Source organism: Rhodoferax sp. U11-2br (genome assembly GCF_018619435.1).
Classification (GTDB): Bacteria; Pseudomonadota; Gammaproteobacteria; order Burkholderiales; family Burkholderiaceae_C; genus Rhodoferax.
This window is the reverse complement of the sequence record NZ_JAHFZF010000011.1, coordinates 23,853-47,194: the sequence shown is the minus strand read 5'-3', so window position 1 is coordinate 47,194 and position 23,342 is coordinate 23,853. Positions and strand designations below refer to the sequence as shown.

Annotated in this window: 22 protein-coding genes and 1 pseudogene; 12 read left to right on the top strand and 11 right to left on the bottom strand. The window is 61.3% G+C overall.

All coding sequences use genetic code 11. The features are described from left to right. From KKO72_RS09215 to KKO72_RS09195, 5 genes and pseudogenes are all read right to left on the bottom strand, one after another. Positions 1–905 (bottom strand): annotated as a pseudogene (locus tag KKO72_RS09215) (ABC transporter permease subunit); the annotation flags it as partial. A 22-nt stretch (positions 906–927) separates the two neighbouring features. Continuing rightward, positions 928–1,848: an oligopeptide ABC transporter permease OppB gene (gene oppB / locus KKO72_RS09210; protein WP_214937580.1), complete on the bottom strand. Its 921-nt coding sequence runs from the start codon at positions 1,846–1,848 to the stop codon at positions 928–930. 111 nt (positions 1,849–1,959) lie between these two features. Next, complete coding sequence (locus KKO72_RS09205) at positions 1,960–3,573, bottom strand: peptide ABC transporter substrate-binding protein (RefSeq protein WP_251140555.1); 1,614 nt, start codon at positions 3,571–3,573, stop codon at positions 1,960–1,962. Between the two features lie 38 nt (positions 3,574–3,611). Next, positions 3,612–5,186: a glutamate--cysteine ligase gene (gene gshA, locus KKO72_RS09200; protein WP_214937578.1), complete on the bottom strand. Its 1,575-nt coding sequence runs from the start codon at positions 5,184–5,186 to the stop codon at positions 3,612–3,614. Between the two features lie 255 nt (positions 5,187–5,441). Continuing rightward, positions 5,442–6,038, bottom strand: coding sequence for an acetate uptake transporter (locus KKO72_RS09195; protein WP_214937576.1), 597 nt, complete (start codon positions 6,036–6,038; stop codon positions 5,442–5,444). Between the two features lie 162 nt (positions 6,039–6,200). On the opposite strand from KKO72_RS09195, the gene KKO72_RS09190 reads away from it, so the two are divergent. The 4 genes from KKO72_RS09190 to KKO72_RS09175 all read left to right on the top strand — a co-directional run bounded on the left by KKO72_RS09190 (position 6,201) and on the right by KKO72_RS09175 (position 9,789). Next, positions 6,201–7,694 carry an AMP nucleosidase gene (locus KKO72_RS09190; protein WP_214937574.1) on the top strand — a complete coding sequence of 498 codons (1,494 nt, stop codon included), beginning with the start codon at positions 6,201–6,203 and terminating at the stop codon, positions 7,692–7,694. Positions 7,695–8,084: 390 nt separating this feature from the next. Next, positions 8,085–8,729 (top strand): CsgG/HfaB family protein, encoded by a 645-nt coding sequence (locus tag KKO72_RS09185; protein WP_371736859.1) that lies wholly within the window; start codon positions 8,085–8,087, stop codon positions 8,727–8,729. A 28-nt stretch (positions 8,730–8,757) separates the two neighbouring features. Further along, positions 8,758–9,114: a DUF4810 domain-containing protein gene (locus KKO72_RS09180; RefSeq protein WP_214937570.1), complete on the top strand. Its 357-nt coding sequence runs from the start codon at positions 8,758–8,760 to the stop codon at positions 9,112–9,114. Positions 9,115–9,123: 9 nt separating this feature from the next. After that, positions 9,124–9,789 (top strand): DUF799 domain-containing protein, encoded by a 666-nt coding sequence (locus tag KKO72_RS09175; protein ID WP_371736858.1) that lies wholly within the window; start codon positions 9,124–9,126, stop codon positions 9,787–9,789. 88 nt (positions 9,790–9,877) lie between these two features. Here the strand turns inward: KKO72_RS09175 and purT are convergent, their stop codons facing one another. Beyond that, positions 9,878–11,104, bottom strand: a complete 1,227-nt coding sequence (gene purT / locus KKO72_RS09170) for a formate-dependent phosphoribosylglycinamide formyltransferase (protein WP_214937568.1) — start codon at positions 11,102–11,104, stop codon at positions 9,878–9,880. Positions 11,105–11,436: 332 nt separating this feature from the next. Here purT and KKO72_RS09165 point away from each other — a divergent pair, with 332 nt between their 5' ends. The 8 genes from KKO72_RS09165 to KKO72_RS09130 all read left to right on the top strand — a co-directional run bounded on the left by KKO72_RS09165 (position 11,437) and on the right by KKO72_RS09130 (position 17,456). Further along, the gene (locus tag KKO72_RS09165) at positions 11,437–11,760 is read left to right on the top strand and encodes a hypothetical protein (RefSeq protein WP_214937566.1); all 324 of its coding nucleotides are present in this window, start codon (positions 11,437–11,439) and stop codon (positions 11,758–11,760) included. Continuing rightward, positions 11,747–12,463: a ferritin gene (locus KKO72_RS09160; RefSeq protein WP_214937564.1), complete on the top strand. Its 717-nt coding sequence runs from the start codon at positions 11,747–11,749 to the stop codon at positions 12,461–12,463. The genes KKO72_RS09165 and KKO72_RS09160 overlap by 14 nt, the downstream gene beginning before the upstream one ends. 1 nt (position 12,464) lies before the next feature. Further along, positions 12,465–12,713: a hypothetical protein gene (locus KKO72_RS09155; RefSeq protein ID WP_214937562.1), complete on the top strand. Its 249-nt coding sequence runs from the start codon at positions 12,465–12,467 to the stop codon at positions 12,711–12,713. Next, positions 12,710–13,021 (top strand): hypothetical protein, encoded by a 312-nt coding sequence (locus KKO72_RS09150; protein WP_214937559.1) that lies wholly within the window; start codon positions 12,710–12,712, stop codon positions 13,019–13,021. The genes KKO72_RS09155 and KKO72_RS09150 overlap by 4 nt, the downstream gene beginning before the upstream one ends. Further along, positions 13,002–13,409: a hypothetical protein gene (locus tag KKO72_RS09145; RefSeq protein WP_214937557.1), complete on the top strand. Its 408-nt coding sequence runs from the start codon at positions 13,002–13,004 to the stop codon at positions 13,407–13,409. The genes KKO72_RS09150 and KKO72_RS09145 overlap by 20 nt, the downstream gene beginning before the upstream one ends. After that, positions 13,406–15,538, top strand: a complete 2,133-nt coding sequence (locus tag KKO72_RS09140) for a heavy metal translocating P-type ATPase (protein ID WP_214937555.1) — start codon at positions 13,406–13,408, stop codon at positions 15,536–15,538. The genes KKO72_RS09145 and KKO72_RS09140 overlap by 4 nt, the downstream gene beginning before the upstream one ends. Positions 15,539–15,681: 143 nt before the next feature. Then, complete coding sequence (locus KKO72_RS09135) at positions 15,682–16,605, top strand: ATP-binding cassette domain-containing protein (RefSeq protein WP_214937554.1); 924 nt, start codon at positions 15,682–15,684, stop codon at positions 16,603–16,605. Between the two features lie 29 nt (positions 16,606–16,634). Next, positions 16,635–17,456, top strand: coding sequence for an ABC transporter permease (locus KKO72_RS09130; RefSeq protein ID WP_371736857.1), 822 nt, complete (start codon positions 16,635–16,637; stop codon positions 17,454–17,456). A gap of 81 nt (positions 17,457–17,537) precedes the next feature. Here the strand turns inward: KKO72_RS09130 and KKO72_RS09125 are convergent, their stop codons facing one another. From KKO72_RS09125 to KKO72_RS09105, 5 genes are all read right to left on the bottom strand, one after another. Continuing rightward, a complete protein-coding gene (locus KKO72_RS09125; protein ID WP_214937550.1) occupies positions 17,538–18,515 on the bottom strand; it encodes a dipeptidase in 978 nt (325 codons plus the stop codon). Between the two features lie 104 nt (positions 18,516–18,619). After that, on the bottom strand, positions 18,620–19,030 hold the full coding sequence (locus KKO72_RS09120; RefSeq protein ID WP_214937548.1) for a flagellar protein FlaG: 411 nt from the start codon (positions 19,028–19,030) through the stop codon (positions 18,620–18,622). 200 nt (positions 19,031–19,230) lie between these two features. Next, on the bottom strand, positions 19,231–20,331 hold the full coding sequence (locus KKO72_RS09115) for a phosphoserine transaminase (RefSeq protein WP_214937546.1): 1,101 nt from the start codon (positions 20,329–20,331) through the stop codon (positions 19,231–19,233). Next, positions 20,328–21,590 carry a RimK family alpha-L-glutamate ligase gene (locus tag KKO72_RS09110; RefSeq protein WP_214937544.1) on the bottom strand — a complete coding sequence of 421 codons (1,263 nt, stop codon included), beginning with the start codon at positions 21,588–21,590 and terminating at the stop codon, positions 20,328–20,330. Before KKO72_RS09110 ends, KKO72_RS09115 begins: the two co-directional genes overlap by 4 nt. A gap of 8 nt (positions 21,591–21,598) precedes the next feature. Further along, positions 21,599–23,194 carry a GMC family oxidoreductase gene (locus tag KKO72_RS09105; RefSeq protein ID WP_214937542.1) on the bottom strand — a complete coding sequence of 532 codons (1,596 nt, stop codon included), beginning with the start codon at positions 23,192–23,194 and terminating at the stop codon, positions 21,599–21,601. Positions 23,195–23,342: the final 148 nt, after the last annotated feature.

The window sequence follows — 23,342 nt, the reverse complement described above, 5'->3', positions numbered from 1 at the left end:
CTATCGGTCTTTGGGGTCGAGTGCGTCACGCAGGCCGTCCCCGATGTAGTTGAAACAGTACAGCGCGGCCGACAACATCAGCGACGGGAAAATCAGAATCCATGGCGAGATTTCCATGACCTGGGTGCCGTCGTGGATCAGCACGCCCCAGCTGGTCATCGGTTCCTGGATACCCAGACCCAGGAAGGACAGCACCGACTCGGTCAGGATGACCGAGGGCACTGTCACCGTGGTGTAGATCACCACAATGCCGAGCAAATTGGGCACGATGTGCTGGAAGATGATGCGCCGTGTCGGCACGCCAATGGCGCGTGCCGCTTCAACAAACTCCTTGGAACGCAAGGAGAGCGTCTGGCCGCGCACCACCCGCGCCATGTCCATCCAGGAAAACACCGTGATGGTGATCACCACCAGGTAGAAGGCCCGCCCGAGCAGGGTCACCATCAGGATGGCGATCAGCAGGTAAGGCACGGCGTACATCATGTCGACAATACGCATCATCACCGAATCGACCTTGCCACCCAGAAAACCCGCTGTGGCACCCCAGGCAATGCCCAGGCTGACCGAGGTCAGTGTCGCCATCAAGCCGACCATCAGCGAGATGCGTCCACCAATCAGACAGCGCACAAGCAGGTCTCGGCCGGATTCATCGGTGCCGAACCAATGCATGTTTTTGAGCATCGGGCCCTGGCTCATGGCGTCCCAATCGGTGGAATCGAACGCATTGGGCAGCACCATCGGGCCAAAGATGCAGGCCAAGGTGATCAGCGTCAGCAGCACGACACTGAAGACGGCAGCGCGGTTGCGCATGAAGCGCACACGGGCGGCGTACCAGAGGCTGTGGCCCTGGATGTCGGCTTCCAGCGCCTGGCTCAGCGTTGCCACCAGGGCGTCGTTTTTGTTTTTGAACATCATGGTGTGGGTGGCTCAGTAGCGAATCTTGGGGTCGAGCAGCGCATAGGCCAGGTCCACCAGCAGGTTGAACACCACGGTGACCACGGTGATCAGGACCACCAGGCCCAGCACCAGGGTGTAATCGCGGTTGCTGGCGCCATTGACAATGAGTTTGCCCAGACCGGGCAGTGAAAACACCGACTCGGTCACCACCGCGGCGGTGATGCTGGATATGGCCAGTGGCCCGATCAGGGACACCACCGGCAGCAGCGCCGGTTTCATCGCATGGCGCAGCACCAGGGTACGCAATGGCAGGCCCTTGGCGCGTGCGGTGCGGATGAAATTGCTGCTGAGCACCTCGATCATGCTGCCGCGCATCACGCGGGCGATGGTTGCCACATTGATGAACACCAGCAGGGCCATCGGCAGCACCATGTAGCGCGGTGAAAAGGCGTCCCAGCCACCCGAGGGGGCCAACTTGAGCCAGATCGCAAACACCAGGATCAGCATCGGCCCGATGACAAAGGAGGGGAACACACTGCCGATGCTGCTGAGCAGCATGGTGAAGTAGTCGAGTGCGCTGTTTTGCCTCAAAGCGGCCAGGGTGCCCAGCGCCACACCCACAAACAAGGCGATCAGCAAGGAGCCACCGCCAATGGCGGCCGAGATCGGAAAGGCTTTGGCCACGAGGTCGTTGACGCTCCAGTCCTCATACCGGAACGAGGCACCCAGGTCACCGTGCAAGAGGCTGTTGAGGTAGAGCAGGTACTGCTTCCACAAGGGTTCGTTCAAATGGTATTTAGCCTGCAAGTTGGCCAACACCGCCTCGGACAGTTTGTGCTCCGAGTCAAACGGTCCACCCGGGGTCAGGTGCAGCAGCAAATAACACAGGGTAATGACCGCCAGCAGCGTCGGAATCGCCGCGAGCAGGCGTCGCAGGGCATAGGTCCACATCAGCCAATCTCCAGTAACAGGGGGCCGGGTTGGTGCTTGTGGCACACACCGGCCAGAAAATCGCCGCCAGTTGAGATGTCAAGCTGGCGGCGGCAGGGGGGAAGCAGGCGTTTAGTGTTTGATGATGTAGAAGTCCTTGGCGCGGTAACGGTCCAGGCTGTTGGTGGCGGTGTAGCCACCCACATAGGACTTGACCAGGCGTGGCACCGTGTACTGCAGCAGCGGCAGCATCGGGTAGTCATCCATGATCATTTTGGCGGCTTCGGTCAGCAGGGCCTTGCGTTTGGCCGGGTCGGTGCTTTGGTTGCCTTGGTCAATCAGGGCTTCGGCCTTGCGGTTGCAGTTCTTTTGGGCGTTCTGGTCAGAGTCGCATTGCACCAGGGTCAGGAAGGTGGTGGCGTCGTTGTAGTCGGCCACCCAGCCGTTGCGCGCGATCTGGTATTCACCATCGTTGCGCTTTTTGATCAGCACCTTGAACTCCATGGCTTCGAGCTCCACATCCAGTCCCAACTTGGACTTCCACTCGGAAGCCGCAAAAATCGCCATTTTCTTGTGGTAGTCGTTGGTGTTGTAGGAGAACTTGAGCTTGGTGCCTGGTGCCACACCGGCTTCAGCCAGCAGCTTCTTGGCCTCAGCCACCCGTTTGTCCACCGGCCAACTGGCCCAGTCGTAGCTGGTGACATCGGCGCCGTTGATGCCTTTGACCATCACGCCGTAGGCCGGAGCCTGGCCGTCGGCGGTGACACGTTGGGCCAGGATGTCGCGGTCAAGCGCCATCGAGAGCGCCTTGCGCACACGGATGTCTTTGAGCAGCGGGTCGGTGTTCAGGAACGAGTAGTAACGCAAGCCCAGCTGCGGTGTGTTGCGGATTTCCTTGGGGTACTGCGTCTTGTATTTTTCGTAGGTGCCAGGGGGCAACTGGAAGACCATGTCGTTTTCGCCGGACTCAAACAGCTTGACGTCGGCGGCGTAATCTTCCACTGCCAGGTAGGTGTACTTGGTCAACTGCACATTTTTGGCGTCCCAGTAGGTGGGGCTCTTGGTCAGCACAATCTTGCTGTTGACTTCCCAGTTTGCCAGGGTGTAGGCGCCGTTGCTCACGATGTTGGCGGGCTTGGTCCAGTCCTTGCCAAACTTTTCAACGGTGGCTTTGTGGACTGGGCCGAGCTGGGTGTTGGTCAGCAGGTCTGGCATAAAAGCCACCGGGTACGGGGTCTTGATTTCCAGTGTGTGTTTGTCCAGTGCCTTTACGCCCAGTTCGCTGGGGGATAACTTGCCAGCCACGATGTCCTTGCCATGGAGAAAGAAGATGCCAAAAGAAGATGCATATTCCGAGGCGGTTTTGGGGTCCACAAAACGGCGCAGGGCGTAGACAAAGTCGTCGCTGGTGATCGGGTCACCGTTGGACCATTTGGCGTTCTGGCGCAGTTTGAAGACCCAGGTGGTGGCGTCGGTCTGTTTCCAGCTCTCGGCCACGCCCGGCACAACTTTGCCCGCGCCATCAGCAGCGGTGAGACCTTCGAACAGTTCACGGATGACGTTGTTGGCCGGCACACCCTCGGCACGTGCCGGGTCCAGGGTGTCAGGCTCGGCCCCGTTGTTGCGCACCATTTCCTGCTTGGCAGCAAGCTGGACACCAGCCGGGACCGTGGCGGCAAAAGAGGCACCCCAAGTGATCAGCAGGGCGGCCGCCAGGCTGGTTTTGGCAAAACGGGAAGTCATCATGAAACAGCTCCTTAACCTTGAAGGTAAAGAGGGTGATTTTAGGAGCCTGTTTGGGCGAAATACGCGGCCACAAACGCCTCAAAAGGTGTTTCGTTGCGGGCATCGATCTGGGCCTGCTCTGCCAGCGAGGTCTGGACGCTGGCCCGAAAACGCGCCTCGACCTCCTTGGGCAGGGGGGTGGACTGCAGGTTTTGGGTGTGGGTGCGGGACATTTCGACCGCAAAGTTGAAATAACTGCCGTGTTGCCGGATGGCCTCGACCACCTGGGCTGAGGGGGTGAGTTCCGGCTGGTCAATACGCTGGCGCAGGCGCTGCAGGGCCACGGCGTACTGCTGGCCACCGTAAGTCGTGTCCAGCATCGCCGCAAATGGCAACATCTCGTCAAACAACTCGTGGGCCAGCGTTTGCAAGGGCTGCTCGCGGTTGTGCACCAGCAGGTGCAGACCCGGCTGGCGGCCACGGGTGACCACACGGTGTTTGTTCTCGTCGTTTTCACCTTGTTCGCGACTGGTGATCGGTGGGCTGTCGCGAAACAGGCACATCAGCAGCAGCGCATCGGCAAACAGGCTTTGCTCGGGCGTGATGCCGATGTCGACAAAAGGGTTCAGGTCGAACAGCCGCATCTCCACATACTGCACACCGTAGGTTTGCAGCGCCAGCGCCGGGCGTTCCCCATGGAGGCCGATGCGTTTGGGGCGCATCGGTGCGTAAAACTCGGCTTCGAGCTGCAACACGCAGTCGCTGAGCTGTTTCCAGCGCTCCCCGTCACGCACACCCATCTCGGCGTAATAGGGATCATGGGTGCGGATGGCTGCTTCCAGCCCCTGGGTGTACTCACTCAAGGAGTTGAAGCCGATCGCGAGTTTGTCCTGGGCGTGGTTCTGGTAACCCAGGTCACTCATGCGCAGGCTGGTGGCGTAAGGCCCGTACAGGGTGCCCAGGCTTAGCTCGGTCAGGTCACTGGGGTGGCCTTGTAAAAACGACTTGCACAGTGCCGGTGAGGCGCCAAACAGGTAGGGAATCAGCCAGCCAAAGCGCAAAAAGTTGCGGATCAGGCCGAAGTAACGGCGGCTGATGAAGTCCTGCAGCGGCTCCTTGGACTGGCAGCAGTCCTGTAGCACCGGCCAGAAGGCGTCGGGCAATGACCAGTTGTAGTGGGCGCCGGCAATGGTCTGCATGGCGCGGCCATACCGAAGGCCCAGGCCTTCGCGGTACACCTCTTTGAAGCGTGCTGCATTGGAGTGGCCGTAGTTGGCAATCGCGATGTCGGCATCCTCGCCGATCTTGCAGGGCATGGAGCCGGCCCACAAAAACTCACCACCGAGCTGCTGGGCGCTGAAGCGGTGGATGTCCTTGAGAAAAGCCAGCGGGTAGGCCGGGTCGGTGGACGGTGGGGTGATGAATTCGAGCAGCGCTTCGGCGTAGTCGGTGGTGATCCAGGGGTGTGTCAGCTTGGCACCCAGCGCCGCCGGGTGGGGTGTGCGCGCCAGTTGCCCGACGCGGTCCACCCGCAAGCACTCACGCTCGTAACCACGTTGGATGCCTCGCAACAGCTGGGCTTGGGCGGGTTCGGAAAACTGGCGGACTTGGTTGCAACAGGTGAATTTCAGCATGGGATTCTTGTGTGATCGGCAAAACGGCAGGCAGTATGGCAGTTTTTGCACCGGTTCGGAGCCTGCAGCAACGTGCGGGCATGGGGTGCACTGTCTGTCATGGTGACTCTGTGTGACAGACATGGGGCCAGATGCCGACCTTGCAACCCGCTCTGAACTCGTCAGTGGCGGGGGCAGAGCGGGGCAGACAGGTCAGCGCGCTGACCCGAACCCTTGACCCGTTGCTGGCCCCGCAGGTTTTGACAAGGTCTGCGCTTATGCGCGCAACCAGGGTTTGCCAACGGGCAGCACGTCGCGACCAAACACGTCGGCAAACACAATGTGCGCCATGACGTACCAGGCGCTCAGTGCGGTCAGCATGAGTTCATAAGCGGCCACCACGGTGATTTCGGGGTAACCAAAGTGCGCCAGATCGAGTAGCACAAAGCCGATCAGCAACAGCGTGAAAACGATGGCCAGGGCGCTGCTGATGCGCATGGCGCCAACCCACAGGATGGCGGTGAATAGCGTCCAGCCGACCATGAACCAGCCGATGTCGGTGGTGCTGGCCGGGTAGATATCGAACTGATTACCCAACAGCATCAGCACCAGCGAGATCCAGAAGGCGCCGTAACCGGTGAAGGCGCAGTAACCAAAATTGTTGCCGGTTTTCATCTCTTGCAGGCCAGCCACCATTTGCGCCAGACCGCCAAAGATCAGCCCGATCCAGATGACCGGTCCCAGCCCCATCCAACCCAGGTTGTGGAACTGGAGCACCAGGGTGGCCAGACCAAACCCCCCCAGGCCAGCGACGGCTGGATTACCTATTTTTTGTTTTGTGACGCTGTTGTTGACCAAATTTTGCTCTGACATGCTCTTGTTTCTGTACATTGATAAGATAGTTGACCACCCCAGGAGCCGATGGCCCGCGAAATGGGAGGCGGATTCTATTGACCCAGATCGTCGTCCAGCATGATCTATCGCAGCATTGATGGATTTGTGCAAAAGTTCGACGACACAGCAGCCCTTGTCCTTATGTCTTACCTGCCAGAATTTATTGCCCCTTTGCGATTTACCGACCCAGCCGCCGCGCTGGCCCAGGCGCAGCTGATTTACGACAACAGCATCGGACATTTGCGCCAGGCCATGCAGCGTTATGTGGCGGGTGAGGAGATGCCCGGCCATGTACGAGCTTGCTACCCCTTTGTGCGGGTGCAGACCGAGACCATGGCGCGCCAGGGCTCGGGTGCTGCTAAGCGGCTGAGTTACGGTTTTGTGTCCGGTGCCGGTCGTTTTGAGACCACCCTGAGCCGCCCCGACTTGTATGCCAAGTACTACCTGGAGCAATTCACCCTGTTGCTCGACAACCACCAGGTGGAAATCGAGGTGGGCACCAGTACTCAGCCAATTCCGGTGCACTTCTCATTTGCTGACAACGAACATGTGGAAGGCACGTTGACTGCTGAGCGCCGTGCCCGCATGCGTGATGTGTTTGACCTGCCCGACCTGGCCGCCATGGACGACGGCATTGCCAACGGCACCTTTGAGCCCCGCCGTGGTGAGCCACAACCGCTGAGTCTGTTCACCGCGCCGCGAGTCGACTATTCGCTGCAGCGCCTGCGCCACTACACCGGTACCGCGCCCGAGCATTTCCAGAACTTTGTGTTATTCACCAACTACCAGTTCTATATTGATGAGTTTATTGCCCTGGGCCACGCTGCTATGGGGGATGAAGCTAGTGAATACATAGCGTTTGTCGAGCCCGGCAATGTGGTGACTACCCGAATTTCTGCCGAAGGCACAACACCGCACAGCACCGGCACACCACCGCCGCGCCTGCCGCAGATGCCCGCTTACCACCTGGTGCGCGCTGATGGCAGTGGCATCAGCATGGTCAACATCGGGGTTGGCCCGGCCAATGCCAAAACCATCACCGACCACATCGCGGTGTTGCGCCCACATGCCTGGATCATGCTCGGCCACTGCGCTGGCCTGCGGACCACTCAGCAATTGGGCGACTACGTGCTGGCGCACGGTTATGTGCGTGAGGACCATGTGCTTGACGAAGAGCTGCCGCTGTGGGTGCCGATTCCGGCGCTGGCGGAAATTCAGGTGGCGCTGGAGTCTGCGGTGTCCGAAGTGACCCGCCTCAAAGGTGCGGCACTCAAAAGCATCATGCGCACCGGCACCGTGGCCTCTACCGACAACCGCAACTGGGAACTGCTGCCCGACAACGGCCCGCAACGCCGCTTCAGCCAGAGCCGCGCCGTCGCCCTGGACATGGAGAGCGCCACCATCGCCGCCAACGGCTTTCGCTTCCGGGTGCCCTACGGCACGCTGCTGTGTGTGAGCGACAAACCGCTGCATGGCGAAATCAAGCTGCCCGGCATGGCGAATCACTTTTACCGCGAACGGGTGGATCAGCATTTGCGCATTGGCATGCGCGCGCTGGAGTTGTTGCGCGAACAGGGTGTGGACCAGCTCCACAGCCGCAAGCTGCGCAGCTTTGCCGAGGTGGCTTTTCAGTAAAAAGTGTTCTCAGCCCTTGTTAATAGTGGACTGAATGTTATTAAAAATAGAGCAGTCGTACTCAGGCTACGCGTGATTTCCCTTTGATCGCCGCCAATTAGGCGGAATAACGCGCCACATCCATGCGGCGTTTTGTGAGATTTTGGGTTTGCCAGACAGGCCGCGTCTGAATTTCGACGGGTGTTGCACCGTAGGCTACCCAGCACATGATCCATGACAACTTTTGGGCCAAAGTGTGATCAATCTGTCACCCGTCAACTGACTGCTGTAAATACCTTGTTACATTATTTTGCGCCTGTGTGGACGCATTGAGCAACCGCTCAATGTCCGCTGGGCGAAGTAACAAGGGGTTGGTTTGATATGAAGAGGTCGATTTATTTGCCATGGTGCATGGCTGCAGTTTTGTCACTCGCCGGCTGTGCACATCAAGAAGAATCCAGGACGATCGCAGTTCCCAAAGTGGAGTCTGCTGGTCAAGTTTACAACGGCGCGCGCACGCCCATTTCTGTCGGGAAGTTTGACAACCGTTCGTCCTTCATGCGCGGTGTTTTTTCTGACAATGTGGACCGTTTGGGTGGTCAGGCCCAGACCATTTTGGTCACACATTTGCAGCAAAGTCGTCGTTTCAACGTGCTGGATCGCACCAACATGGCTGAAATCAAACAAGAAGCCGAACTCCAGAAAAAATCGCAGACCCTCAAGGGTGCCGAGTTTGTTGTCACCGGTGATGTGACGGAGTTTGGGCGCAAGGACGTGGGTGACAGGCAGTTGTTTGGTATTTTGGGACGCGGCAAAACACAAATTGCCTATGCCAAGGTCAACCTCAACATTGTGAATACGCTGACGTCAGAAGTGGTGTTCTCGTCGCAGGGCGCGGGTGAGTTCAGCTTGTCCGAGCGCGAAGTGATTGGTTTTGGAGGCACTGCCGGTTACGACTCCACACTCAATGGCAAGGTGCTTGATCTGGCGATTCGCGATGCGGTGAACAACCTGGTGTCTGGCATCGACAGCGGTGCCTGGCGCCCTGCGCTGTGATCGTTTGGCACTGACATCAAGGAAAAATATGTTGACTATTCGATCAGGCGCCACAGCGGCGCTGCTGGCTTGCGCGTTTCTGGGCGGCTGTGCCACCCAACAGCAACCGCTTTACCAATGGCAGGGTTACCAGGGCAATGTGGATGCGTACTTTCGCACCGACAAACTGAGTGCCGATGCGCAAACGCAGCGCATGGAAGAGGACTTGCAGAAAATCAAGGCCAGCGGGGGCGCGGTGCCACCGGGCTACTACGCCCACCTGGGTTTGTTGTATGGGCAGCAGGGCAAGTTGGACCAATTCGCCACGCAAGTCCAAGCTGAGAAAAAACAGTTTCCTGAATCTGAAACATTCATGGACTTCCTGTTGCGCAATTTCAAGAAATAAGGAAGCCTCATGAACTGGATGAAATATCTCAAAGTGCTGGCCGCTGTCACTGGTATTGTGGTGATGACGGGATGCGCAACCCAAGCCCCGAAGTTTGATTACACCGCCTACAAGGAAAGCCGACCACGCTCCATTCTGGTTTTGCCCCCGGTGAACAACACGCCAGAAGTGCAGGCGTCGTACAGCGTGTTGTCCCATGCCACCCGTCCGCTGGCCGAGGCTGGTTACTACGTGATGCCGGTGACCTTGGTGGCCGAAGCCTTCAAGGAAAACGGCATGACACAACCGACGGACATGCACGCCACATCGGTTGACAAACTGCGCCAGATCTTTGGTGCGGATGCCGCCCTGTATGTCACTATCAACAAGTACGGCACGGTGTATCAGGTGGTCAACAGTGCCACGGTCGTTACGGCGCAAGCCAAGTTGGTCGACTTGAAAACCGGCAAATTGTTATGGTCGGGCTCCGCTTCTGCCTCCAGCGAAGAAGGACAGAATCAGCAACAAGGTGGGTTGGTCGGGTTGTTGATCACGGCGGTTGTCAAACAAGTGATGGCGTCAGCGTTTGATCAAAGCCATCAAATTGCGGGTGTGGCGACCACGCGCTTGATGTCTGCGGGTATGGGCAACGGGCTGTTGTACGGCCCACGTTCTCCCAACTACGGCAAGGACTGAGCGCTTGGTATTGTCTTGAGTGTCAAAGCAAAAATAGCATCCAGCCCTTTGATATAAAGGGCTGGATGCTATAAATTTGGTGGCGTTGTTACGCCACGCGCGGCTTGACCTTGGACGCCGCCAGCTTGGCGTGGGTGCGCGCCACTTCGACATCGGCATCAAAAGCCAGCGCCACACCCATGCGGCGTTTGGTGAAGCTCTCGGGTTTGCCAAACAGGCGCAGGTCGGTGTTGGGCACCCGCAGGGCTTCGTCCACACCGTCAAACACCACGCCCTGGGCGTCGACGCCGCCGTAGATCACCGCGCTGGCACCCGGGCAACGCAGGGCCGTGTTCACCGGCAGGCCCAGAATGGCGCGGGCGTGTAACTCAAATTCGCTTTGCACCTGGGTGGTCAGGGTCACCAGGCCGGTGTCGTGGGGGCGCGGGCTCACCTCGCTGAACCAGACTTGGTCACCCTTGACAAACAGCTCCACCCCGAACAGGCCCAGGCCGGAGGATTGGCCGTCCAACCCCACGCCCAGATCGTCGGTGACGGCTTTGGCGATCTGCTGCGCTTTTGCCAGTGCCAGCGGGCTCATCGGGTGCGGCTGCCAGCTCTCCACATAGTCGCCGTTGACCTGGATGTGGCCCACCGGTTCGCAAAAATGGGTGCCGATCTGGCCGTCGGCACCTTTGGCGCGCACGGTGAGCAGGGTGATTTCGTAGTCAAAGTCGATGAAACCTTCCACAATCACGCGGCCATGGCTGACGCGGCCACCGGCCATGGCGTGGTCCCAGGCTTTGGACACATCGGCCGGGCCGCTGATCTTGCTCTGGCCCTTGCCGGAGCTGCTCATCACCGGCTTGACAATGCAGGGGTAACCAATGCCCGCGTCAATGGCGGCTTGTAGTTCGGCCAGCGAGTCGCAGAATTTGTAAGGGCTGGTCGGCAGGCCCAGGGTCTCGGCAGCCAGGCGTCGGATGCCTTCGCGGTCCATCGTCAGGCGCGTGGCACGGGCCGTGGGGATGACGCGCACGCTGCCGGTGGCTTCCAGCACTTCGAGCATCGGTGTGGCAATGGCCTCGATCTCGGGCACCACCAGGTCGGGTTGCTCTTCTTCGATCAGCGCGCGCAGCATGGCCGGGTCACTCATGGTGATGGTGCGGCTATGGTGTGCCACCTGCTGGCCAGGTGCGTTGTCGTAGCGGTCCACCGCGATGGTCTCCACCCCCAGGCGCTGCAGCGCAATCAGCACCTCCTTGCCCAGTTCACCACTGCCCAGCAGCATGACTTTGGTGGCGTGGGGGGTCAGAGGGGTGCCGAGGGTGGTCATGGTGCTGCGCCGACAGGCGTCCTGAAAAAGTTGAAATGGGCGTGTGTTGCCGAGCGGGTGCTGCACCGGCTCAGGCTCACAACAAGGGAGGTCTGAGTTTAACTTTGTGCATTGGCAGACTGGTGTGCCGGTCGGTTGACGTGGATCAAAGGCTCCCTGCTGGCGGCTGCTAGAGTTGCTGCCAGACCCTTGAATGACACATTCAAGCCACCAGCCAGCCAGCCGCAGCTTCTTTGCGGCAAGCCAGCCAAGGATGATTTCGATGATCCATGACGGCCCAACAACCCACTTCTCTTCGCAGCGCAACACCCGGAACTGATCCCTGGTCGGTCGTGTCTCTGTTTGCGCCTTACCTGCGCCTGGCGCACCAGATCCCCGGGCGGGTGCGCCTCAAGCTGGATGCGGCGGCGCTGGACGTACCGTTGCTGCGCGGCCTGGGTGCCCAGGCTTTGCAACAGGCGCTGGCGTCGGTGCGCGGGGTGCAGGATTTTTCGTTCAACCTGCTGGCACGTTCCTGTGTCATCACCTATGACAACGCCACCATTCCTGATGCGGCCTGGCCCGACTTGCTGGCGCAACGGTCATCGGTCTCAGCCCAGACCCTGTTGGCGATCCTGCAAGAAAGTTATGAGGAGTTGCGTTTTGGCCAACACTGACGAAAGCATTCTGCGCAGCCAGCGACTCCAGCCAGCAGCACCCTGGCCGCTGCTGCACCAGGCCTTGCGCATGGCGCTGTATGACGAGTACGCCGCACGTGCGTATTACGCGGGTGTGGTTCAGGCCTTTGGCCAACAAGCCCCGTTTGCCAGCATTCTGAAGTCTGAGGCGCAGCACATTGCGACGCTGGCGCGTCTGTGCCAGCGTTACGGTGTGCCCCGCCCGCTGGACCCTTTTCCGGCAGAAACCACCATCTCTGCGTCCTGGCGCGTCAATTTGGAGCGTGGTGTCAGCGGTGAACTGGCCAATATCCGTTTGTATGACTACCTGTTGACCTGGGTGACCGAGCCAGATGTGCGCCAGGTGTTGCTTCGGGTGCAGGCCGCTTCGCGCGACAAACACCTGCCTGCTTTTCAGCGGGCACTTGAAAAAGCCGTGGCGCTCGAGAACTGGCATGCCCAACAAGGCGTGGCCCCGAGCCAGGCCTATGTGCGCCATGGCCCACTGTCCGACGCGCTGGAGCGTGGTCTGGCTTTGTTGGCCAGCCAGCACGGCGCTTTTGGCCTGATCGGCACCCTGGTACGTACCACGCACCCGGCCATGCTGGCAGGTTTGGTGGCGGGTGGCGCGGCGGTGCATCTGCTGCGCCAGAGCCAAGCCGTCCCGGCCGCCCCATCCCATTCACCGACTCAGGAGGACTGATATGTTGCCCTTGCTTCCCTTTGTTGCCGGCATTGTGACCGGCGCTGCTGCGACCAAACTCTGGCGCAGCAAAACCGCCAAGCGCACGCCGGACCAGGCGCAGGACAGCTTGCACCAGCCCACGCTGCCTAGCCAGCCAGATCTCGCGTCCTCTTTGGCGCCAGTGTCCCAGGTTGAGCGCCAACCCGCGCGCACCGCTGTGCCCAGAAAACGCCGTACACCCAAAACCACAGGCGAGGTGCGTGAATGAGGGCGCTGTCCTTGCCCCGTGCCGCCCAGCCGACCGCCGAGGCGTTTGTGAAAGGTCTGGTGACCACCGGCGTGCTGGCGAGCATTCAGAACCGGCCAGGTCGACCGGTGCTGGACAAACTGGTCGTGCGCCGCGCATTGCAAGGTGGTGCTGCCTTGGCGGCGGGCACCGTTGCCGCACAGGCCTGGCAGCGCCAGGACCTTGGCCGGGCGTTGACAGCCATCGCCTTGGGTACCGCCAGCGTGATGGTGTTGGAACAGTTGATGAAAGAAACCAAGGAGAAGCAAGATGGGCAAGAAAAAGCGTAAACAGCAGGCTGGCTGGGGCGAGCCCGGGTATGGGGCCATGCAAGGCATGGACCCGGCCGGTATGGGCATGGGCGGCGGTGCGATGGGGACCAACGCGGGCGGTGCCTATGGCTCTGCGCAAGCCGGGGGCGCCGGGCCTGGTGTGGGTAACGGCTTGTTGCACAACTTGCAGGGGCTGGTCGGCAACCGGCAAACCGAGCAGTTCTTGATCGGGGCGCTGCTCGGTGCGGCGGCGGTGTATGTGCTCGGTGACGAGGCCATGCGCGCCAAACTGATGAAAACCGCCATGAAACTCTATACCGGTGTGGCGGGTGGTTTCGAGGAAGTCAAGGAACAAATGGCGGACATCAAGGCCGAGGTGGCCGCGGAGCAGCGCAGCAAGGGATGAACCCGTCAGCCGCCTCCCCCTTTGTGGCACTGAGGCCGGTCCATCGGCTGGCGGATCGGGTGCGTTTTCGCTTTGACCCGGCGCAGGGAAGCTTGTTGGACCAGCCGGGCATCACACGTGCTGTGGAAAACCTGCCAGGCGTGCGCACGGTGCGGCTGGCTTGGCGAGCACGTTCTTTGACGATCGCGTTTGTCCCCAACGAGACCGATGTGGACCGGCTCACAGCCGCCTTGCGCGACCTGCACCTGCTGCCCCATCTGCCACAGGCCCTGGCGCACCCGGTGCATGGCAAAGCGTGGATGCCGGTGGCCGTCAGTGCCGCCTTGTTGCTGAGCACCAAGCAGCTGTCACCACCGTTGCAACGTGCGACCACACTCGCCGCCGCCTTGCCGCTGTATGGCGAGGCGCTGGGTGATGTGTTCAAGGAGGGCATCAACTCGCATGTGCTGGAGGCCTTGGCGGTGGCGATCTCCACTGCCAGCCAGGACTACGTGGCGGCCAACACCACGGTGTTCATGCTGGCCCTGGGCGAGTACCTGGAGAACTCGATTGCCCGGCGCTCCAACGACCTGCTCAAGAACCTGCTGCACCCGGACACCGGCTGGGTCTGGGTCGAGCAGGACGGGGTGGAGCGTCAGATTGAGGCGACTGCGGTGGCGGTGGGTGCCACCGTGATCGTGGGTGCCGGTGCGGCCATCCCCGTGGACGGTACCGTGCTGGGGGGTGAGGCCATGGTCAACGAAGCCTCGATGACCGGTGAGGCGGTACCTGTGTCACGCCGCCGGGGTGATGTGGTGCTGTCAGGCACCGTGGTTGAGGAAGGGCGGTTGCGCATTTATGCCGAACATGTCGGGCGCAAGACGGCGGCCGCACGCATTGCCGACTATGTGGAGCAGTCCTTGCAAGCCAAGAGCCAGACACAACTCGGTGCGGCCCGGCTGGCCGACAAGCTGGTGCCCGGTGTGCTGGGCCTGGCCGGTGTGGCCTGGTTGCTGACCGGTGACTGGCGCCGCGCCGCCGCCGTGCTGCAGGCTGACTATTCCTGTGCCCTCAAGCTGGCGACCCCGGTGGCCTTCAAGTCGGCGATGTTCCGTGCAGGCCAAAGCGGCATTTTGATCAAGGGTGCTGACGTGCTGGAGCGGCTGGCCGAGGTAGACACCTTTGTGTTTGACAAGACCGGCACCCTCACCACCGGGCAGCTGGCGGTGACCGATTCGATCGCTTTTGACCCGCAGTACAGCGCCAAGGACCTGATTGACCTGGCCGCCTCGGTGGAGGAGCATTACTTCCACCCGCTGGCGCTGGCGGTGGTTCAGGCGGCACGCCAGAACCAGGGACGCCACTTTGACCACAAAGAAGTGGAATTTATCGCGGCCCACGGCGTGGCCAGTGTCATTGAGGGCAAACGGGTGGTGGTGGGCTCACGCCATTTTGTTGAGGACGATGAGGGTGTGCGCATCAACGCCCGCCAGCGCCAACGCATTGAGCGCTTGTTTGCACAGGGTAAGACCCTGCTCTACATTGGTTTTGGTGGCCGCTTGCTCGGTGTGATTGCGCTCAAGGACCAGTTGCGTGAGGCCAGCGCCGCCACTGTGGCGCGCTTGCGCAGCCTGGGTGTCAAACGTATGGTCATGCTCACAGGCGACCACCCCGATCGCGCCGCCGAGATTGCGGCACAGATCGGCCTGGATGAGTTTCATGCCCAGTTGTTGCCCGAGGACAAGGCGGCGCTGGTGGCGCAGATGAAGGCCGAGGGTGCCAAGCTGGCGTTTGTCGGTGACGGCATCAACGACGCCCCGGCGTTGGCGGGCGCGCATGTGGGTTTTGCCATGGCGCAAGGCGCTGACATCGCCCGCCTGACCTCGGACATCGCCTTGCTGGAGGATGACATCGCGCGGGTGGCAGACGCAAAACAACTGGCCAACCGCACCCTGCGCCTGATCGGGCGCAACTTCAAACTGACCGTGGGTCTCAATTCCGCCATCCTGGCCGCAGCAGCAGCGGGCAAGCTCACGCCGGTGGCGGCATCGGTGGCGCACAACGGCAGCACCATTGGCATTCTGCTCAACGCCCTGCGTGGGGGACAGGCTGCGCTGCCCAGACGGCGGGCACAGTTGTCACCACGCTGAGGCTCAAGCCGTCACGTTCTGACCGGAGCATTGGGCTGCCAACAACGGCCGTTGTGCCGGTTTTTTGTCTTGGACAGCCCGGCCGGGCAGGGTTGATCTGCCGACACTGCCGAAACGGTCTCCAGCTCGGTCACAATTTGGCCATGAGTGAACCCATCTTTTCAGTACACGGCTTGGTCAAACGCTACGGCGAGGCCACCGTGGTGAACGACATGTCTTTTGACATAGCGCCCGGCGAATGCCTGGGCGTGATCGGCCCCAATGGCGCCGGCAAAACCACCACCATTCGTATGTGCCTGGGCCTGACCGTGCCCGACGCTGGCAGCGTCACCGCGTTTGACCTGCAGATGCCGCGCGATGCACTGGCGATCAAGGCACAGCTCGGTGTGGTCAGCCAGATGGACACGTTGGATCCTGATTTCAGCTGTGCCGAGAACCTGCTGGTCTATGGCCGCTACTTTGGGCTCAAAGACAAACAGATCCGCGAACGCATCCCCAGTCTGCTCGAATTTGCCAGCCTGACGGCCAAGGCCAACGCCAAACCCGGTGAGCTGTCGGGCGGCATGAAGCGCCGCCTGAGCCTGGCGCGCGCGCTGGTCAACAACCCGCGCCTGCTGCTGCTGGACGAACCCACCACCGGTCTGGACCCGCAAGCGCGTCACCTGATGTGGGAGCGCCTGCAACTGCTGTTGCAGCAGGGCAAGTCGATTTTGCTGACCACCCATTTCATGGACGAGGCCGAGCGCCTGTGCAACCGCCTGCTGGTGGTGGACCACGGCAAAAAGATTGCCGAAGGCGCACCGCGCGACCTGATCCGCCAGCATCTGGAGCCCGATGTGGTCGAGGTGTTTGGCAACGGTGCGCTGGCGCTGGTGGATGCGCCGCTCAAGGCCTTTGCGGCGCGGGTTGAGGTCAGTGGCGAAACCGTGTTTTTCTACACCGCCGATGCCAAACCTTTGCTGGCCGCGCTGGCAGCCCACCCGCAGTTGCGCACCCTGCACCGTCCGGCCAATCTGGAGGATTTGTTCCTCAAGCTGACCGGCCGCCAAATCCGCGAGGACGCATAAATACTATGACAACAAGAGCTACAACCCCAATGGCTATCAGGGCTGAGGGCCAAAAAGCGCCATCTATCTGGCGCGCGCCGGAGCTCTCCATGCGCTGGTGGCCGGTGTTTTTGCGCAACCTGCTGGTCTGGCGCAAGCTGGCGATTCCGAGCCTGGTCGGCAACATCGCTGAGCCGCTGATGTGGCTGCTGGCCTTTGGGTACGGCATGGGCGCCTTGATTGGCCAGGTCACGGTCGACGGGGTGCAGGTGCCTTACATCCTGTTTCTGGCCAGTGGCTCGATCTGCATGAGCGCCATGAATGCTGCCAGTTTTGAAGCGCTCTACTCCGCGTTTTCAAGGATGCACGTGCAAAAAACCTGGGACGGCATCATGAACGCGCCGGTCAACCTGGACAACATTGTGCTGGCCGAGATGTTGTGGGCCGCCTTTAAATCGCTGTTCACCGTGACCGCGATTCTGGGGGTGATGCTGGCCTTGGGCATCAGCTACAGCCCCAAGCTGGCTGTGGCTTGGCTGGTGTTGGCGGGGGTAGGCATCACCTTCAGCTGTGTGGCGCTGATCTTCAATGCGCTGGCCAAGGGGTATGACTTTTTCACCTACTACTTCACGCTGTTTTTGACGCCGATGATGTTCCTGAGCGGCATCTTCTTCCCGCTGGACCAGTTGCCGCCGCTGGTGCGCGCGGTGTCGCACTGGTTGCCGCTGACCAACGCGGTGGCGCTGGTGCGCCCGCTGTTCATGGACCAGTGGCCCACCGACTGGCTGCGCCCGCTGCTGGTGTTGGTGGGGTTCACCGTGGGCGGCTTCTGGATTGCGCTGGCGCTCACACGCAAGCGGTTCCAGGGTTAAGCGCCTGCTGTCACTTGCTCTGGTTGATGTAGCTGCTGGCCCTTGATTAAAAAGGGCTAGAGGCCAATTGGATGCTGATGCTCAGAGCGGCGACGACGCCCAGACCTGGCCCGCCACCCGCAGCATATTGCCGCCCAACACCTGCTTGGACTCAGCCTCGCTCATGCCCGCCGCGCGCAGGGCTTCGGGGAGCTGCTGCCAGGTGGTGATCGGCGCGTAGTGCATGCCGCTGATGGCCTGGCCATAACCGGCGCTTTGGGGCCACCAGTAGCTGGGGTCAAAGTCGCCTGGTGGTCTGTCATTGAGTTCTGGCTGAGAAAAACCGTTGTCCAGCCCAATGCCCACGTGGTCGATGCCCACCAGGTTGGCCACATAGGCCGCATGCCGTGCCACATCCACGACGCTGGGTTGCTCAACCCCCAGAAAGCGTGACACACCCGACACACACACCACCCCACCGGTGGCCGCGCAGGCGCGGATTTGTTCGTCGGTGATGTTGCGGCCATGGTCCACCAGGGCCAGCGGGTTGGCGTGGCTGAAGACCACCGGCTGGCTGGAGGCCGCCATGATCTCCAGGCTGCCGCTGCGCCCGGTGTGGGAGCAGTCCATCAGCAGTCCGGCGGCATTCACGGCCTCGACCATCTTGCGCCCTAGGGCGGTGAGGCCGCGTTTCTCGTCGTGGCAGCCATCGGCCACGCTGTTGTTGCGGTTGTAGGCAAAGTGGATCTGACGCACCCCGAGCCGGGCGTACAGCGCCACCATTTCGGGCTGCTCCAGCAGCGGCATGGCGCCCTCCAGGTCAAAACCGATGGCGATCTGGCCACCAGCCTGTGCGCGGGCGATGTCGGCCAGGTTGTTGACTTGTACATACTTGTCCGGGTGGCCTGCGATGGTGGCGCGGTAACCTGCGATCACTTGCAGGATCTGGCTCACCGGGTTCATGTCCATGCCGACGTTGATCGACACATAGTTCAGCCCGTAGCTGCGTAATTGGTTGATCGGTGCAAAACTGGCCTGCGGATGCAAAGGCAGGCACATGTGGGCGTCCCAACGGGTCATGGTGTTCCAGCGAAATGTGTGTTGGTTTTGTGCTGGTGCCAAGAACGGCACAAGCAGGCGTCTGTGGCGATGGTACGGCAGAGCGCGTCCTCAGGTGGGCGTGCTCAGGCCTGGCGGTTGAAGATCAGGCCGCGTTGGAACTGGTCCATGGCACGTGTCAGTGCCAAGGCTTCCTCGCTGGGGAACTGGCGGATCACCTCCTTGGTGGCGCGGTCGGTGAACTTGATGATGGAACGCCCGCTGGTCTGGTCCACGGAAAACTGCAACTCCGGCGCCAGCGTTTGCACGCGTTGTTTCAAATCCTCGGTGGCCCGTTGGATGTCTTCTTCCGACGCTTTGAGTTTGCTGGCAGATGCCTCGGTTTTGGCCCGGTTGTTGCCTGAGTTGCTGGTACGCAGGTTGTCTGTGACAGCCTGGACCGGGCGCACTTCGGGCACCGGGCTGACGGGGGCACGTGTCACCGCTGCGCTTGCAACTGAGGATGGGCTGCTGGGGGTTGATGCAATCGGGTTCATGCTGCACTCCTGTTCTCAGTCGCAACCGCCTGGGCGTGGGCCAGACGAGGATGGGCGCTTGACATGCCATCGGTGACCCGGAGGCAGTAGGCTGTATATGTATAACGGCTGTTGCGCCTGAAACTTGAGCGACCGGTGGTGTACGTCAGAAAGTGCCACCAGACCAATTATTAAAAGGGCTAGCAGCTATCAAATTTGGGTCAAGGTAGATGCTGGCGCCTGAAGTCCTGCATAAACTCGGTCAAGCGCTGCACCGCCGTCAGGCTCAGCGCGTTGTAGATCGATGCGCGAATGCCGCCCACCGCGCGGTGCCCGGCCAGCCCGGAAAAACCGGCCAGTGCAGACTCGGCCAGGAAGGCCTGCTCCAGTGCCACACTGGGCAAGGTCATCGCCACGTTCATCAGCGAGCGGTCTGGCAGAGCCGCGCGGCCCCGGTAAAAACCGTCGCTGCCGTCCAGAGCCTGGTACAGCAGCGCCGCTTTTTGCTGGTTGATCTGGTCCATCTTGGCCAGCCCGCCGATGTCGTGGCGCAGCCAGCGGGTCACCAGCAGGGTGACATAAATCGAGAAAACCGGCGGCGTGTTCAGATTGGAATGGGCCTTGATCTGTTGTTGGTAGTCCAGAAACGCGGGCAGGTCGGTTGGCGCATCCTGCAGCAGGGCATCCTTCACCAGCACCACGGTGACCCCGGCCGGGCCGATGTTCTTTTGAGCGTGGGCGTAAATCAGGGCAAAACGCTCGGCTTCGCAGGGCCGGGACAAAAAGTCGGAGGACATGTCGCAGACGCGCGGTACATCTTCGCGGCCCAGCACCCGGTTGAACTGCAGGCCCTCGACGGTCTCGTTGGAGACGTAGTGCAGGTAGGGCGCGTCTGCCGAGTAGGCCAGCTCGTCGTCAGCGGGCAGACGCGAGAAACCGCAGCTCTGGCCCGACCACAGCACCTCGATGTCGCCGTGCAAACGTGCCTCGGGCAGCACCTTGCCGCTCCAGTAGCCAGTTTGCAAATACTGCGCAGGTGCTTGCTGGCCCCGCAGCAGGGTCATCGGCACCATCGAGAACTGCTGGGTGGCTCCGCCTTGCAGCAGCAGCACGTGGTAGCTGGCGTCCAGGCCCAGCAGGGCGCGGATGTTGTCCTCAGTTTCCTGGACGACTGCGGCAAACCAGTCCGAGCGGTGGCTGATGCCCAACACCGACAGGCCGACCTCGGGCACCTCCAGGATCGCTTGCTGCACCTGCAGCAACACCGACTCGGGCAAGGCGCCGGGGCCGCCAGAAAAATTCAGGCTGTTCAAAGGTTTCATGCTTGTTCGACAGGTGTTGGTGCGTTGGTGGCGGTTTGATCAGCCATGCGCCGCAACAGCAGGTCGCGGAAAGCGCTTTTGACTTTGTGCATATGGATTTGTTTGTACGGGAACTGGGCCTCGGTGTCCATCGCATGGATCACCATGGCGTGGTCCACTTCAAAAATCAGCAGTTGCCCGTCCACGGTTTCGGCGCAGTCGATACACAGGTAATCGAGCGGGATGGCGCCGCTGATGGCTTGCAGCGCTGAATTGTGACGCTGCTTGAAGGCCTCAAAACCCTCCATGAACGCCAGTTCCTCGGCGCGTTTCCAGGCTTCTTCGTACATGCCTGCATTGACGTAATGGATCATCCAGTTTTTAGAGACCGCCATGTGGCAGGCGTAGGGCTGGCCGTCGATCAGCGCCACCCGGATCTTGCGGAAATAACCGTCCGCATGGCTGTAGTTGATGAAGCGCGAGATAAAAAACTCGGCATCAGGCTGCCCCGTCAGGTAGTGGTCGATGTCATCCGGCGTTTCGATCTTGGCCAGGCCATGGCCACCTTGCGAGCCCAGTGGCCGCAGGATGACGGGGAAGTCGCAGTCCGCGAACACCGCGTTGAGTTGGCTGGCGCCACTGGCAATCGCTTGCATTTGGGCACGGGATGCGCGCAAGGTGGGCGGCATCAACACGCCCGGCTGGTGTTGCAGCAGGCTGCTCGCGGTGGCGCGGTCCACATACGGTATGTAGCGCGGCAGGTTGATCACCGGCTGGGGCCAGTTGGCCAACGCTTGCTCCAGAAAACGCAGATGCGCCCGGTTCTCGTCACTGTCGCTCATGGCTACCAGCACGGCGTCGTGTTCGGGCAGCGGGGTCAACAGTGGCTCGTTGTGGCTCAGGTAGTAAAAAATCAATTCGATGTCGCTGTCTTCGAGCAGGCATTCCAGGGGCGTGTTGGCAGCCAGGTCACCGGGTTCCATCAGCATCAGCAGGCGGCAGCGTGTGGGTTGCTGGCGCGCCGCCAGGTGGTAAACCCGTTGTAGGGACAGGGCCTGTGCCTGGGCCGTCAAGCCCAGTTCGCGCTGTCCCAGGGATTGCAACACGAGGGACAGGGTCATCCATCGGGTGGCGGAGTCGGGCTGCGCCTGCGCTTGCGCCAGGGCACGCGCTCCCACGGCTTGGAGGTCCATGCCCGCAATGCTCATGCGCAGGTAGGGGGCGAGTCCGAAGAAGGGGGAGTCTGCTGGGTCAGAAGGGGGTGGCGAAAAAACGGGCATGAGGCAAATCAGGGCAGATGGTCAGCCCTGATCATATCGGCCGCCTTCTCGGCAATCATCATCACTGGCGCGTTGGTGTTGCCGCTGACAATGCTCGGCATGATGGAGGCGTCCACCACACGCAGTCCCTGCAGCCCGTGCACACGCAACTGCGCGTCCACCACGTCCATGTCGGTGTTGCCCATGCGGCAGCTGCCGACCGGGTGGTAGATGGTGTCGGCGTAGTCGCGGATCACCTGCTCGATCTGTTCGTCGGTCTGCGCGCTGGCGGTGGCTGGCAGCTCGCGCCCCTCAAAGCGGGCCAGTGCAGGTTGTTGCAGGATCTCGCGCATCAGCTTGAAACCGCGCACCAGGCGATCCATGTCGTCGCGGTGGCTCAGAAAGTCGGGGTCCACCAGCGGCAGGGCCAGCGGGTCTTTGCTGGCGAGCCGGATGCTGCCCGCGCTCTTGGGGCGCAGCAGGCACACATGGCAGGAGAAACCATGCCCCCAGCTCAGCGTGCGGCCGTGGTTGATGAGTTTGCCTACGACAAAATGCAGTTGCAGGTCGGGTGTGGTCTCGCTGGCTTGGCTCTTGATGAACCCCCCGGCCTCGGCAAAGTTGGTGGTCAATAGGCCAGTGCGGTGCTGGCGCCATTGCAGCATGCCTTGTCCTATCTTGATACCTCCCCCCAGCGACAGGCCAAACAGCTCGGTGTTGTTGTGTACATGCACCACTTGCACGATGTCCGGGTGGTCGTGCAGGTGCTGGCCCACACCGGGCAACTCGTGCAAGGGCGCGATGCCGGTGTCAATCAGGTGTTGGTGCGGCCCGATGCCCGAGAGCATCAGGATCTGTGGTGACTGGATGGCCCCGGCGCAGAGCAGCACCTCGCGCTGGCAGTTGAGCTGTTTGAGCTGGCCGTCCTGCATGAACTGCACACCCACGGCGCGTTTTTTTTCCAGCAGGATGCGGGTGACCTGGGCGCCGGTGAACACCTGCACATTGGGGCGCGCCAGGGCCGGTGTCAGATAGGCCTTGGCGGCACTGCAACGCTCGCCGCGTTGGTGCGTGACTTGGTACAAACCCACACCTTCCTGGCTGGCGCCATTGAAGTCGGGGTTGATGGGGTGCCCCGCCTGGGCGGCGGCCTGCACAAAACGCAGGCCAAACGGGTTGGGGCTGTGCAGGTCCGTCACATGGAGCGGGCCGTCCCCGCCATGCAGCGCGTCAGCCCCACGTTCGTTGCCCTCAGACTTCTTGAAGTAGGGCAACACATCCTGCCAGGCCCAGCCCGGGTTGCCAAGCGCTGCCCAGCGGTCATAGTCCTCGCGCTGGCCGCGGATGTAACACATGGCGTTGATCGAACTCGACCCGCCCAGCACCTTGCCGCGCGGCTGGTAGCCACGGCGCCCGTTCAGCCCGGGTTGCGGTGTGGTGTTCAGCCCCCAGCCCGCCAGGCTGAACTTGGCCAGCACCCCCAGGCCAGCCGGGCAATGGATCAGCACGCTGCTGTCGGGTGGACCCGCCTCCAGCAGGGCTACGGTGATGTTGGGGTTTTCTGACAGACGTGCGGCCAGCACGCACCCTGCCGAGCCGCCGCCGATGATGAGGTAGTCAAACATATGAGGTCTCCCGGCGCAACCAGAGTCTCTTAGCTATTCTGATGGGCTGGCCGTGGTCGCAGGTTAGCGCAAAAGCAACGGGGGGTTTAGAGGTGTCTGCCAAAGCGCGCGCAGGGCCGATTCTTTCGGGCATGATAGTGGGCTGAAT